This window comes from Actinopolymorpha cephalotaxi, assembly GCF_013408535.1.
In the GTDB taxonomy this organism is placed as follows: Bacteria; Actinomycetota; Actinomycetes; order Propionibacteriales; family Actinopolymorphaceae; genus Actinopolymorpha; species Actinopolymorpha cephalotaxi.
The window spans coordinates 1,300,083-1,314,133 of sequence record NZ_JACBZA010000001.1 but is presented as its reverse complement, the minus strand read 5'-3'; the positions used below and the strand labels follow the sequence as shown (position 1 = coordinate 1,314,133).

Here is a 14,051-nt window from a genome sequence, read left to right as displayed (position 1 = left end):
GACCTCGACCTACTTGGCGGTGAACGCGTTGTGGACCTTGCGGACCGCGCGGGCGATGTCGTTCACGTCGGCCTCGGTGTAGCGCTCGTTCCAGGACACCACCAGCAGGCGTTCGGCGATCAGGCGTTCGGCTTCCGGGCACAGCCCGACGTCGTACGACGGCTCCACCCGCGCGGGCGGTGAGTGCAGCGGGTAGCCGGACCGGCCGTAGGTGCGGCGTTCGGTGAGCACCGGTGTGCGGTAGACCGGCCGGGTCAGGTAGCCGCCGTTGGCGGGGATGCCCTCGGCGGCCAGCGCCTTGCCGTAGTCGTGGCAGCTGCCGCCCGCCTGGCCCGGGTCGACGACGAGGGGGTACTGCCAGTAGCTCACGCCGCCCTCGTCGGGCGGAATCGTCAACCCGGCAAGGCCGGACAGCGCTGCGCCGAGCCGTTGCGCACCCGCCCGGCGGTCGGCCACCACGCCGGCCAGCTTGGGCAACTGGGCGCGGGCCACCGCCGCCTGCAGCTCGGTCATGCGGTAGTTGACGGACAGGAAGAGGTGAGTGCGCTCGTCGGTGTCGCGCGGCCAGCCCTTGTCGGCGAACAGCCGCATCCGCCGGGCCAGGTCGGCGTCGGCGGAGATGCACAGACCGCCGTCGCCGGCGGTGATGTGCTTGGACTGCTGCAGGCTGAAGCAGCCGATCTGACCGACCGTGCCGGCCAGCCTGCCGTCCGAACAGCGGGTGAGGTACGCCTGGGCACAGTCCTCGACCAGGATCAGGCCGTGTTCGTCGGCCAGCGCCCGCAGCTCCACCACCGGCGCCGGCGCGCCGAACAGGTGCACCGCGATGATCGCGCGGGTGCGCGCGGTGATCCGGTCGCGGACCGAGGCCACGTCGAGGTTGCCGGTGTGTGGATCGACGTCGGCGAACACCGGGACGGCGTTCTGCATCAGGATCGGCAGCACCGTGCCCGCGTCGGTGATCGGCGTGGTGATGATCTCGTCGCCCGGGTCGGGGTCGACCGCCGCCACCGCGAGGTGGATCGCCGCGGTGCCCGAACTCGACGCGACCGCGTGCGGGAGCCCGTAGTAGTCGGCGAACTCGCGTTCCAGCTGCCGGGTCTCATCACCCACGGTGCTGTTCAGCCGGCCGGAGGCCACCACCCGGGTGACCGCCTCGATCTCCTCCGCCCCCAGGGTGCGGCCCTCGGCGTTGCCGACGCTCGGGAAGGGCGCGGTGCGGACGGGAGTTCCGCCGTCGAGTGCGAGGGTCTCCTCGGCTGGCTGGCTCATGCGTACCTCACAGGAATCCGTCGCGCGGTGGGTTCTGGCAGACGCCGGACCGGAGTGGCCCCGCCGGCCGAACCACAATCTATACGGTCTTGACCTAAAGTCCAGTACGCGGCAAGCTCCTTGGAACGCTCCCGCGGCACGTCCGCCGCGCGTCCGCCGCATGTCCTCGCATGTCCCCCGCCCGGAGGAGACAGCAATGACCAGTTCCGGCCCCGTCGACAGCTCCGCGTACGGTTCCACGTCCGGCCCCACCCCTGACTCCGCTCCCGGCTCCGCTGCGCACGACACCGCTCCCGGTCGGGGCCCGCGACGGCGCGACGTCCTTCGCCTCGCCGCGTTCGGAGCGGTCGGTGCGGCCGGCGTCCTCTCACCGCTCGCCAGGCCGACCAGGGCCGCCGCCGGGCCGGGCGCGTTCGCCGCCGGCGCGCTGACCACCTCCACGCTGACCGCCTCCACGAAGGCCGGTTCGACGTACTACACCCCGGAGAAGGTGGCCGCGGTCCGGCGCAACATCGCCGCCTACGACTGGGGCGCCCGCCTGCGCGACGGCGCCGTGGCGGCCGCGAAGCCCTACCTCGACAAGGGCGACGAGTGGCTGTGGAGCCTGGTCACCACCCAGCGCCTCCCCCGCAGTTACGCCGTCAACCAGGCGCTCGGATCCCCCGTCACCGGCAAGGACATCTTCCGGTTCGGCAACTACCCGTACACCGCGGACCCGCTGAACCGGCCGTGGAAAATCGTCGACCCCTCCTGCGACTACGTCTTCCCCACCAACGACTTCGGCGCCTTCTACGCCAGCGGCCTGGACGAGCACGGGGAGTTCGACCGGGCCCGCGCCGACCGGTCCCTGCTGGTCAACGAGCTCTACCCGGAGAAGGGCGCGACGTGGGGCGTCGACGACGGCTTCGGCTGGGTCGACAGCAACGGCGACAAGTGGACGTTCGTCGCCTACTACCACCACTGGCACCTGTGGTACGCCGCGGTGGAGACGGCGAAGGGCGTGATCCAGAACGCGCTGCGGTCGCTGCGGGACGCCTACATCTACACCGGGGAAGCGAAGTACGCCCACGCCGGGCTGATCCTGCTGGACCGGATTGCCGACGTCTATCCCGCGATGGACGCCGCGGCCTACAAGCGCGCGGACGGCTACCTGCAGTCCGACGGCCTGTCCGGGCAGGGAAAGATCCTCGGCTGCATCTGGGAGGTGTCACTGGCCAAGGACTTCGTGACCGCCTACGACGCGTTCTTCCCGGCGATCGCGACCGCCGACGACGCCGGCGTGCTGGCCTTCCTGTCCGCCAAGGCGCAGAAGTACGCCCTGCCGGCGAAGGACTCCGTGGCCGCGCTGAAGCAGAACCTCGAGGACGGCCTGGTGCGGCAGGTCTACCCGGCGGTGAAGGCCAGCCAGATCGCCGGCAACTTCGGCACCCACCAGGCCACCCTGGCCGCCGCGGCGGTGATCCTCGACTCCGACACCGAGACGAAGGAGCAGATCGACTTCGTCTTCAAGACCGGCGGCCGGGTCGCCACCCCCAAGCTGCACATCACCGGCGGCAACCTGAGCGCGACCCTGGTCGACGACGTGGACCGCGACGGCATGGGCGACGAGGGCGCGCCGCACTACGACTTCATCTGGCCGGTCGCGATCGCCGGGGTCGTCGACGCGCTCGAGGGCTACCCGAAGTACGCCGCCGCCGACCTGTGGAAGCACCCGAAGTACCTCCGGATGGTCAGGGCCACGCCGATGGTGACGATGCTCAACCGCTACACGCCGAGCATCGGCGACACCGGCACGACCGGCGGGCCGGAGCTCTACAACAGCGCGACGGTCTACACCGGGCAGTTCGAGCGGACCGGCTGGCTGGAGCTCGCGCAGTCGGCGTACCTCCTCAACGGCAACAAGGTCGACGGGCTGTACGGCAGCATCTGGTCCGCCGACGTGGAGGGCACCCGGGACAGGATCGCCGCGCTGATCAAGGAGCACGGGCCGCTGAACCTCGCCTCGGAAAACCACACCGGCTTCGGGTTCGCCGCGCTGCGGGTCGGCCAGGGCGCGACTCGCCGGGAGCTGTGGACGTCGTACGGCCGCACCGGTGGGCACGGTCACGCGGACGCGCTTAACCTCGGACTGTTCGGCTTCGGCGTCGACCTGCTGCCCGACCTGGGCTACCCGGAGTTCGCCGACTCCAACGCCCGCCGGGTGGAGTGGACGTCCAACACCGTCGCGCACAACACCGTCGTGGTCGGCGCGACCCGGCAGGCGGTGGAGTGGGTCGGCCAGCCGTACGGGTTCGCCGCGGGCGAGCGGGTGCGGGTGTTCGACATCGCCGCGCCGAAGGCCTACCCCACGACCAGCCTCTACCGCCGGGTGACCGCGCTGGTCGACATCGACGGCGACAACTCCTACGCCGTGGACGTCTTCCGGGTCAAGGGTGGCAGTCAGCACCACTTCTCCTTCCACGCCGCCGAAGGTCCGGTCACCACGACCGGGCTCACGCTCACCGATCAGGCAGGCGGAAGCTACGCCGGGCCGAACGTCCAACCGCCGGCCGACAACGCCAAGCCGCGCGCGGGTGCGAGCGGTTTCGACTGGCTGTCCAACGTGTCCCGCGACGCCGACCCCGACTCGTCGTACAGCGTGGACTGGGCGGTGAAGGACACCTGGAACGTCCTGAACCCCGACCCGGACCTGCACGTGCGGCTCACCATGCTGGGCGACGTGGACGAGGTGGCGCTGTGCGACGGCGTTCCGCCGCGCAACAAGCCCGGCAACCCGGCGAAGCTGCGGTACCTCATCGCCAAGCGCACGGGCACCGACCTCGCCAGCCAGTTCGTGTCGGTGGTCGAGCCGTACGTCGGCGACCGGCTGGTGAAATCCGTCGAGCCGGTACTCGTGGAGGCCACCGACGGCACCATCGCGGCGCACGAAGCGACCGCTGTCAAGGTGACGTTGACAAACGGCCGGGTCGACTACGTGGTGAGCTCGTTGCGTACCGACGTCGTGCTCCGGGTGGACGGACGCTTCGTCTTCCGCGGCTCGTTCGGCGTCTACTCGCTGTCGGCCGGGCGTCCGGTGTACGCGTTCGGGCACGACGCCTCGATGGTGGCCGCGGTCAACCAGGTGCGCGGGCCGGCCGCGCTCACCGGCACCGTCACCGGCTTCACCCGCGAGCTGAGCACCGACAACTCCCTCACCCTGCGGCTTTCCGGAGCCGCCCCCGCACCGGAGACGGTCGTGGGCAGCTACGTGTACGTCGACAACGACGGCGTACGCAACGCCGTCTACCGCATCGTCGGTGCCACCCGCCCCGACACCCGCACCCTCGTCCTCGACATCGGTGACGTCACCACGATCCGTGAGTACGCCGATCCGGAGGACTTCGACAAGGGGTACACCTACGACGTGGCCGAAGGTGCCGCCGCCCGCATCCCGCTCACCCGGGAGTGGTCGGCGTGACCGTCCGCCACGCCGTTCCGCCTACCGTTCCACCGCCAGCCCACTCGCCGAACCACACGTCGATTCAGACGCCGAACCACACGAGGTGACCGCACTCATGGCCAGCACGCTCGCCCTCCGGGGCGGCACTCCCGTCCGTACCCAACCGTTCCCCGCCTGGCCTCGCGCCGACCAGCAGGTGGGCGCCGAACTGCTCGACGTCCTGGAGTCCGGCAGGTGGGGCAGCACGCACGGCGACCGGGTGGCCGCGTTCGAACGCGACTTCGCGGCGTACCAGCAGGCGGCGCACTGCATCTGCGTGAGCAACGGAACCCTGGCGCTGGTCGCCGCGCTGCGTGCGGCCGGGGTCGGGATCGGCGACGAGGTGGTCGTTCCGCCGTACACCTTCATCGCCAGCGCGGCGGCCGTGGTGCTCGTCGGCGCGGTCCCGGTGTTCGCCGACGTCGACCCGGCCACCCACCTGCTCGACCCGGCGGCGGCCGCGGCCGCGATCACCCCGCGCACCCGGGCGGTGATGCCGGTGCACATCGCCGGCCGGCCGTGCGACCTCGACGCGTTCGCCGCACTCGGCCGCGAGCACGGCGTGGCGATCATCGAGGACGCCGCGCAGGCCCACGGCGCGGAGTGGCGCGGCCGTCGTGTCGGCGCGCTCGGCGACCTCGGGACGTTCAGCTTCCAGACGTCGAAGAACATGAGTGCCGGCGAGGGCGGCGCCGTGGTGACCAACGACGACCGGCTGGCCGAACACCTGTACGCGCTCGTCAACGTCGGCCGGGTTCGCGGCGGCGGGTGGTACCAACACGAGCACCTGGGCTACAACCTGCGGCTGACGGAGTTCCAGGCGGCGATCCTGGCCGGGCAGCTGCGCGACCACCCAGGGACGCAGACGACGCGGGACGTCAACGCGCGGTTGCTCGGGTCGCTGCTGGGTGAGGTGGAGGGCGTGTCGCTTCCCTCGCGGGATCCGAACGTCACCGCACACGGGTGGCACCTGTTCCTGATGCGGCTGCCCGCGCTGGGTGCGGCCGGGAAGCGGGACGCGTTCGTGCAGGCGCTGGCCGCCGAGGGCATCCCCTGCTCGGGCGGTTACGTCGGACTGCACCGCAACAACGCCCTGCGGGAGGAGATCGCCGCGCTCACCAAACGGCTCGACCTCCCGTACGCCGAGCCGCCGCTGGTGCCGGGTGCCGATCTGGTGGCCGCCGACACGGTGTGGCTGCCGCAGCAGGCTTTGCTCGGCACCGAGGACGACGTACGCGACATCGCCTCGGCGGTGCGCAAGGTCCTCGGCGAGGCCGACACGCTCTGACCGGTGGGGCTCGGCCGGTGCCCGGCGTCCGTCCTGCGTGTCGGGGTCGCCGGGCATCCACCCCTCGGACACTCGGGGAAGTGTGGAGACTTACGGGTGCTATAGGCCCCGTAAGTCTCCACACTTCGGCAGAGCGCGGGTCGGAGACGAGCCGTGGGACACACGTCGTAGGCTCGGTAACGCAGTAGGGCCGCCGACCTCCGCGGGGTGGGCCGACGGCCCTACTGTTTCTGCAGCGCCGTGGGCCAACTGCGGTCGGCGGCCCTACTGTTTCCGCCAGCCGTGCGCCAACTGCGGCCGACGGCCCTACTGTCTTTCCAAGCTTCGCGGGCCAACTGCGGCCGACGGCCCTACTGTTTCTGCAGCGCCGTGGGCCAACTGCGGTCGGCGGCCCTACTGTCTTCTACAGCTTCAGAAAGCCCCTGGGAGGGCCGGCCATGGACGATCTCGCCACCCGGGTCCGGCGGCTCGAGGACCGGGCCGCCATCAGTGAGACCGTGGTGAACTACTGCCTGAACGTCGACCGCAGGGACTGGGCGACCTTCACCCGCTGCTTCACCGACCCGGTGCTGACGGAGTACCGCGACGGCCGGCCCGCCAGCTCGACCAGCCGCGCGGAGCTGGTCGCGCTGATCTCGGAGGCGCTCGACGGGTTCACGCTGACCCAACACCTGAGCACCAACCACGTCATCACGTTCGACGCCGCGGATCCCGATCGAGCCACCTGCGTGTCGGCGATGTACGCCCAGCACCTGATCCAGGGCTCCCCGAACGGCGAGTTCTATCTGCTGCGTGCCATCTACACCAACCATCTGCGCCGAACCTCCGACGGATGGCGCATCGAAGGCATCGAGACCGAGCGTCGCTGGGAGGAGGGAAACCTCACGGCGGTCGACGAGGCGATCCAGCGCACCCGACGAGCTCGTTCGGGCCAGGAGGACTGACAGTGCCGCTCAGCCGCGGCGGGCGTACCAGTTGAGGTTGGCGACGTTCAGCAGGCCGGACCCGGACCCGGGCTGGACCTGGTGGTCGTCGTAGATCGCCCGCGAATGGGCGAACACCCGCTCGTCCCACCACGCGACCGCCATCCACCGGGGTGCCTGGAGGTACTGCCCGGACGCGGCGAGCCCGCCGCCGCCGTCGACGCGGGTGTTCGTGGTGGCGATGCCCTCGGCTGTCGTGGTGGCGAGGTTGCGGGTGTACGTCGCGGCCAGCGCCGCCAGGTCGGCACCGCGGAAGACGACCCCGGACCGGAACGCCCGGACCGCGAAGTCCACCTCGATCGCGCCGTGGCTCACGTCCTCGTACTGCTGGGCGCCGCGGCCGGCCGACCCGTACGCCGGGGTGTAGATCGACACGTCCGTGGCGGGATCACCGGTCTTGGCGTAGCCGTCGTACATCCGGCTGGTGGTCGGCCAGTAGTGCCAGGTCGCCGCGCCGCCGCTGTCAACCTCAAGTTGCGCGGCGAACATCCTGGCCAGCCGGCTCGCCCGATCGCGGTAGGTCCCGTCCCGGGACACCTCCGCGAGCGCGAGGTAGGTGCGGCCGAGCGCGACACTCTGGTTGATGGGTGCGATGGTGCCGTCGTACGGGAGCGGCATGCCCTTGGGCCACTGGAACCATCCGGTGCCGTCGGGCCCGTCCCGCCACTCCTCGTCGTGCACAGCGGCCGCGTCCCGAGCGGCCGCGGCGTACTCCTCCGCCTTGCGGCGGTACCGCGGATCGCTGCGCAGGCGCGCGTCGGTGAGCACGGTGGCGGCGAACCACGCCAGCGGATAGCTGATCATCCCGGTGTGCACGGCGAACACGACCGGCGCGGAGGCGAGGGCGGTGTCGCCCGGCGCCGGCGGGTCACCCGCCGCGGGCGCAGGACGCAGGTCCCGCACGGTCACCATCGTGCCGGTGGGGTACGCGTCGTACACCCTGGTGACAACGTAGTCGGGACTGGCCGGGTCCATGGTCACGTCGGTGAACGTGTCGGTCCGGGCGTACTGCGCGTTCGTCACCGCGAGGGTGAACCGTCCGCCCTCACCGGCCCGCACGGTCGCGGTCGCCCGGTCGGCGTTGGCCAGCGCACTGCGTACCTCCAGCACCGGCACACCACCGGCCCCGGAGAGCCGGGCGATCCCCACCGTGTAGGGGTTCGCCGCCCGCCACGCCGGCCGGGACCGTCCGGCGTAGTCGGTGACGCCGCGCTCGCTGTCGCGGTTGGCGAGCACCAGGTCCGCGTTGTGCACGAACCGGTCGAGGTAGTAGGTGTCGCGGTAGGCGTCGTACATCCGCAGGAAACTCGCCAGCACGTACGACTGACCCCACGCCAGGCCGCCGGCGTCGTTCGGCTGGTCCGGCTGCCCGGCTCCTCCGCTCTCGTGGAAGGTGCGGTCGAAGACGTCGTACGTCTCCCGGGCCGTGTAGTCGTACGTCGTCGCCGCAAAGGCGCGGCGGCCCGGCGCGAGGGCCGGCACGCCGACCCCGCCCATTCCCGCCGCGCCGAGCACCAACGCGGAGGTGCCGCACCTGCGCAGGAAGGTCCGGCGTCCGAGTTGCCCACTGCTCATGGTTCCTCCTCAGTCGGGCCGGCCGGAGCGGCCGGCGTTCAGCCGGGCAGGCCCGCGGTGGTGACGGTGAACACCGACGTGCCGGCCGGCAGGTCGGCGGAAAGCTCGAGCAGCCGGCGGCCGTGCCGGGTCACCACGGCGCAGGTCGCGTCGCCGGTGAGGACCCGAGCCGGGGCGCCGGAACCGCCCAGTCCCGGGACGGCGAGCAGTACGCCCGCACCCTTCACCGCGGTGGTCGCGGTGACCTCGACCCGCAGCTCACCGCTGCCGGCCCCGGGTTCGACGGCGACGCGTACCTCGCGCCGGGCACGCTCCCAGTCGTTGAGCTGTTCGGCGGTCCACCACTGCATGCCGAGCCGCCGGGCCTCCGCCGCCACCTCGCGGCAGGCCTGCGCCACGTCGGGCTTGGTGTGCAGGTGCGCGGCGTGGAACAGGAAGTGCGCGACGCCGTGCACCTCCAGCGCCTCGGCCAGGATGACGTCCCGGATGGCGGTGTGGCCTGCCCAGGCGAGGTCCTGGGTGTGCAGCGGGAGTTCGAGGACGTCGATCCGGCGGTTGTGCTCGCGTACGCCGGCGATCGGGAAGCTCAGGTGGCAGGACCCGAACGGGAATCCGACGTTGCCCTGCTTGCTCGGCCCGCGCGACTCGTCGATCCGGATGCCGATCCGCTCACACCACAGGAAGAACTCGTCCCAGCCCTCCCACCGGGTGTAGTGGTTCTTGTTCGAGACGATGTCCTCGCGGCCGGTCAGCGCCTGCGCCCAGGCGTACTGCGCGCGCAACTGCGGCCAGCCCCAGGAGGCGATGTCGGCGTCACCCATCGCGTTGTAGTGCAGCGCCTGCTCGTGGCCACGGGCACCGATCTCCGCGACCACGTCCGGCCGGTAGCCGCCCGGGAAGCAGTGGCACCAGGTCACGTGCACGCCGGCCTCGTCGAACACGTCCAGCGCGCTCAGCGCGGCCTCGGAGTCGTTGCCGTCGGAGTCGTGCGACATGTGTGCCACCGCGGGGACGCCGGCCGGCCAGTAGTGCAGCCACGGCACGGCGATCCCGGCCGCGTCGGCCGCGTCGAACAGCAGCCCGAGGAAGTCCAGCCGCAACCGGTCCGCCTTGGCCTGGTGGAACATCGGCGCGGCGGCAGGCGGGGGGTACGTGTGGGAGAACGCACCTCGCAGGGCGGGCTCTCCCGGCGGCACGATCCGGTCCTCGTCGTAGGACAGCGCGAGGCCGTCGTCGCACTTGAGCACCCCGTCGTCGACCGGGCACGAGCCGTCCGGCGCGGGCGGCCCGTCCTCGTGCACCGGGGTGCCCTGCTGGATGGTGACGATGCGTTCCCACAGGTCGGCCGGGAACGCCGTCTCCCCCGCCGGCCCGACGATCCGGCCCTGCGCCGGGTGCACCAGCACGGTGCCGCCGGCCGCCAGCCGGGCGTCCGCCTCGTCGGGCCGGATGACGTCGTACGGCACCCGCAGGTGGTCCAGGACCTCGGTGGAGTAGAGCCACCACGCGTTCTCGTTCCGGGCATGCGCGGCGGCCCGAAGCTCCGGGTCGAGCACTACCGCGACGGGACTGGTGCCACTCACGTGACTTCCTCCTTCGCCGGTACGCGAGGAGTTTCCTCGGCGACCGGACAGTGCGGGTTATCCGCGGACGGGCAGGACCGCGCCCAGCAGGGCACGGGTGTAGGGGTCTTGCGGCGTACGGAAGAGTTCCTCGGTCGGCGCGAGCTCGACGATGTGTCCCTGCCGCATCACCGCGACCCGGTTGGCGAGGCGTTCCACCACCGCGAGGTTGTGCGAGATGAACAGGCAGGTCAGGCCGAGGCGTTCGCGCAGATCGTCGAGCAGGTTGAGGATCTGCGCCTGGATGGAGACGTCGAGTGCGGACGTGGGTTCGTCGCAGACCAGCAGCTCGGGTTCGAGCGCCAGGGCGCGGGCGATCGCGATGCGCTGCTGCTGGCCGCCGGAGAACTGCCGGGGATACAGGTCCGCAAAGCGCGGGTTGACACCCACCAGGTCCAGCAGTTCCTTCGCCCGTGCACGCCGGCTGTCCTTGTCGCCGATGCGGTGCAGGCGCAGCGGCTCGGCGACGTTGCCGGCCGCGGTGTAGTGCGGGAGCAGTGAACCGTAGGGGTTCTGGAACACCATCTGCATCCGCCGCCGGACGGTGTGCAGGTCCCGGCCGGGGACCGCCGCCAGGTCGGTGCCGTCGAACACCACCCGGCCCGACGTCGGCTCCTGCAGCCACATCAGCAACCTGGCCACGGTCGACTTGCCGCTGCCGCTCTCCCCCACCAGGCCGAGCGTCTCACCGCGTACGACGTCGAAGGACACGTCGTCGACGGCGACCACGTCGCCGGCCGGGGTGGAGAACGTCTTGCCGAGGTTCTCCGCCCGCACCAGTACGTTCTCAGGCATCCGGCACCACCTTCCAGCACGCGGCCTCCCGGCCACCCGTACCACCGGAACCGCTGCTGACGAGCGGAAGCAACGGCTGGTCGGTGAGGCATCGCGGTGCCTCGGCCTGCGCACACCGCGGATGGAACGCGCAGCCCTGCGGCCGGCGGGCCAGGTCGGGCGGGGCGCCCTGAATCGGTGTCAGCGGCCGGCCGCGGTCGCCGATCTCCACGCACGAGCCGAGCAGGCCGACGGAGTACGGATGGCGCGGTGAGTCCAGCAGCTCCGGCGTGCTCGCCCGCTCCACCACCCGCCCGGCGTACATCACCACCACGTCGTCGCAGAAGTACCGCGCGACGCCGAGGTCGTGGGTGATCATCACGATGCCGGTGCCGCGGTTCTTCACCTCCGCCAGCAGGTCGAGGATCTGCCGCTGCACGGTCACGTCGACGGCGGTGGTGGGTTCGTCGGCGATCAGCAGGGCCGGCTGGGTGAGCATCGCCATCGCGATCATCGCCCGCTGGCGCATCCCGCCGGACAGCTGGAAGGGGTACGTACGGATCCGGCGTTCGGGTTCGGGGATGCCGACGTCGCCGAGCGCCCGCACCGCGCGGTCGCGCGCCTCCGCCTTGCCGCAGATCCCGTGCCAGAGCAGGTGTTCGGTCAACTGGCGTTCGAGGGTGAGGGTGGGGTTCATCGCCTCCATGGCGTTCTGGAACACCATGCCGATGTCGCGTCCGCGTACTCTCCGCATCTCCCGCTCGCCGAGGCGCAGCAGGTCGCGCGGGCCGGCCGCACCCCGGTCGCGCCGGCCACGGCCGGCCGGGCGGTCCCCGCCAGGATGCGGATCGGCGTGATCGGCGTCCCGCACGCCGGCGGCGTGGTTGAACCACACCTGCCCGTCCGCGATCCGGGCGTTGCGCGGCAGCAGCCGCAGCAGGCTGCGGGCGGTCACCGTCTTGCCGCTGCCGCTCTCCCCCACGATCGCCAGCGCCCGGCCGGCGTGCAGGTCGAAGCTCACGCCGTCGACCGCGCGCAGGACCTCCTTGCCCCGGCGGAAGTGCACGTGCAGGTCACGGACCGACAGCAGCGGCCCGTCCGGCCCGGGGCCGGGCTCCGTTCCACGGAACTCGGGCCGACGCCGGCGGTCGTCCGCGCGGGACCGGGTGGGAGTGCTCATCGTTGCTCCGCCGTCGGGTCGAAGGCGTCCCGCAGTCCGTCGCCCACCCAGGTGAACGCCAGCAGCGTCAACGCGAACAGGGTTGCCGGGAAGACCATCACGTGCGGTGCGGCCAGGAGGTAGCGCATCCCGTCAGTGATCATCGCGCCCCACGAGGGCGTCGGTGGCTGGACGCCCAGGCCGAGCAGGGCCAGGCCCGCCTCGGCCGAGATCGCCGCCGGGATCGCGAAGCTGGTGGTGACGAGGATCGGCCCGATCGCGTTCGGCAGGATGTACTTCACCGCGATCGTGGTGCCGCGCGCACCCATCGCCCTGGCCGCCTCGACGTACTCCCGCTGTTTCAGCGTCAGCACCTGCGCCCGGACCAGGCGGGCCTGGGTCACCCACGAGGCGATGCCGATGGCCAGGATCAGCGCGAACAGGCTGCGGCCCAGCACGGTCACCAGCACCACCGCGAAGAGGTAGCTGGGGAACGCGTACATCACGTCGGTCAGGCCCATCAGGCCCTGCTCGACCCGCCCGCCGCGATAACCCGCGACCAGGCCGACCAGCAACGCCAGCACGAGTGCGGTGACCTCCGCGCCGAACGCCACGATCAGCGCCGTCCGCAGGCCGTAGACGAGCCGGCTGGCGATGTCGCGGCCGAGCAGGTCGGTGCCCAGCGGGTGGCCGGGTGCGCCGATCGGGGCCAGCCGGGCGGTGTAGTCGATCTCGGCGTAGTGGTGCGGCGCGACCAGTGGTGCGGCCAGCGCGGCCAGCACCAGCAGGGCGCAGAACACCAGGCTGCCGAGAGCCAGCCGGTTGGCCCGGAACCGGTCCCACGCCCGGGCCCACTGCCCCCTGGGGCGCTCCTGCTCGGTCACAGTGCTTCCTGCGGTGAGATCCGCTGCGACGCCTTCCGAGAGCGCGATCGTCCCCACCCCCCTTCGGCCCGAATCCGTGGATCGAGTACGCCGTACACCAGGTCGACCAGGAGATTGGTGACCATCAGGATGACCGCGAAGAACAACGTGCTGCCCATCAGCAGCGGCATGTCCCGGCTGGCGGCGGCGGTGGCGAAGTAGAGCCCCAGCCCGGGGATGCGGAACAGCGCCTCGATGAACACCGTCCCGGTCATCAGCCCCGCCAGCAGCGGGCCGACCACCGTCACCAGCGGGATCAGGGAGTTGCGCAGCGCGTGCCGGACGATGACCGTGCGGCGCGGACCGCCCTTGGCGTATGCCGCGGTGACGTACTCCTCCCGCAGCGTCTCCAGCATGCTCGACCGGACGTAACGCGCGAGCACCGCGGCCGGCCCGATCGCCAGCGCGAGCACCGGCATGATCAGGTTGCGCGGCCCGGAGAACCCACTGGAGGGCAGCACGTGCAGGGTTGCGGTGAACAACAGCACGAGGAACGCCGCGCTGAGGAAGCCCGGCAGCGCGTGCCCCAACGTGACCAGGAACATCGTCCCGTGGTCGGCCGGGGAGTTCTGCCGGAGTGCGGCGAAAACCCCGACGGGCACGGCGATCAGCAACGCCAGCAGCACCGACAGCAACGCCAGCGTGGCCGACACCGGGAACGCCTTGGCGATGATCTCCTGGACGTCCAGCGTGGGGTACTTGTACGACGGGCCGAAGTCCCAGGTGACCGCGCCCTTCATGAAGATGAGGTACTGCTTCCACACCGGGACGTCGGCGCCGTAGCGGGCCTTGAACGCGTTCGCGACGTCCTCGGTGCCGGCCGACCCGATGGTGCTGGCGCCGCTGCTGATCCGCTGGATGTCGGCGAAGTTGCCCGGCGCCAGCTGCAGCAGGACGAAGGTGATCAGCGACACCGCGACCAGCGACGCCACCAGCCGCAGCACCCGCCGGCCGAGGTACGCCACGAACCCGAACAC

Annotated in this window: 10 protein-coding genes; 3 read left to right on the top strand and 7 right to left on the bottom strand. The window is 71.4% G+C overall.

Annotation, left to right across the window (positions count from 1 at the left end):
- Window positions 1–9: 9 nt before the first annotated feature.
- The gene (locus FHR37_RS05965) at window positions 10–1,272 is read right to left on the bottom strand and encodes a DegT/DnrJ/EryC1/StrS family aminotransferase (RefSeq protein ID WP_092883100.1); all 1,263 of its coding nucleotides are present in this window, start codon (window positions 1,270–1,272) and stop codon (window positions 10–12) included.
- A 196-nt stretch (window positions 1,273–1,468) separates the two neighbouring features.
- Here FHR37_RS05965 and FHR37_RS05960 point away from each other — a divergent pair, with 196 nt between their 5' ends.
- From FHR37_RS05960 to FHR37_RS05950, 3 genes are all read left to right on the top strand, one after another.
- On the top strand, window positions 1,469–4,729 hold the full coding sequence (locus FHR37_RS05960) for a heparinase II/III domain-containing protein (RefSeq protein WP_092883101.1): 3,261 nt from the start codon (window positions 1,469–1,471) through the stop codon (window positions 4,727–4,729).
- A 97-nt stretch (window positions 4,730–4,826) separates the two neighbouring features.
- Window positions 4,827–6,038 (top strand): DegT/DnrJ/EryC1/StrS family aminotransferase, encoded by a 1,212-nt coding sequence (locus tag FHR37_RS05955; protein ID WP_092883233.1) that lies wholly within the window; start codon window positions 4,827–4,829, stop codon window positions 6,036–6,038.
- A gap of 437 nt (window positions 6,039–6,475) precedes the next feature.
- Complete coding sequence (locus FHR37_RS05950) at window positions 6,476–6,982, top strand: nuclear transport factor 2 family protein (RefSeq protein WP_092883102.1); 507 nt, start codon at window positions 6,476–6,478, stop codon at window positions 6,980–6,982.
- Between the two features lie 9 nt (window positions 6,983–6,991).
- On the opposite strand, the gene FHR37_RS05945 is transcribed toward FHR37_RS05950, so the two are convergent.
- The 6 genes from FHR37_RS05945 to FHR37_RS05920 are packed head-to-tail and all read right to left on the bottom strand — an operon-like array spanning window position 6,992 to window position 14,051.
- Window positions 6,992–8,596 (bottom strand): hypothetical protein, encoded by a 1,605-nt coding sequence (locus tag FHR37_RS05945; protein ID WP_092883103.1) that lies wholly within the window; start codon window positions 8,594–8,596, stop codon window positions 6,992–6,994.
- Window positions 8,597–8,634: 38 nt separating this feature from the next.
- A complete protein-coding gene (locus FHR37_RS05940) occupies window positions 8,635–10,179 on the bottom strand; it encodes a polysaccharide deacetylase family protein (RefSeq protein WP_139238914.1) in 1,545 nt (514 codons plus the stop codon).
- Between the two features lie 57 nt (window positions 10,180–10,236).
- The gene (locus tag FHR37_RS05935) at window positions 10,237–11,013 is read right to left on the bottom strand and encodes an ATP-binding cassette domain-containing protein (protein WP_092883105.1); all 777 of its coding nucleotides are present in this window, start codon (window positions 11,011–11,013) and stop codon (window positions 10,237–10,239) included.
- Window positions 11,006–12,172 (bottom strand): ABC transporter ATP-binding protein, encoded by a 1,167-nt coding sequence (locus FHR37_RS05930; RefSeq protein WP_092883106.1) that lies wholly within the window; start codon window positions 12,170–12,172, stop codon window positions 11,006–11,008. The genes FHR37_RS05935 and FHR37_RS05930 overlap by 8 nt, the downstream gene beginning before the upstream one ends.
- The gene (locus FHR37_RS32935; protein WP_237768730.1) at window positions 12,169–13,035 is read right to left on the bottom strand and encodes an ABC transporter permease; all 867 of its coding nucleotides are present in this window, start codon (window positions 13,033–13,035) and stop codon (window positions 12,169–12,171) included. Before FHR37_RS32935 ends, FHR37_RS05930 begins: the two co-directional genes overlap by 4 nt.
- On the bottom strand, window positions 13,032–14,051 hold the full coding sequence (locus FHR37_RS05920) for an ABC transporter permease (protein WP_092883108.1): 1,020 nt from the start codon (window positions 14,049–14,051) through the stop codon (window positions 13,032–13,034). The genes FHR37_RS32935 and FHR37_RS05920 overlap by 4 nt, the downstream gene beginning before the upstream one ends.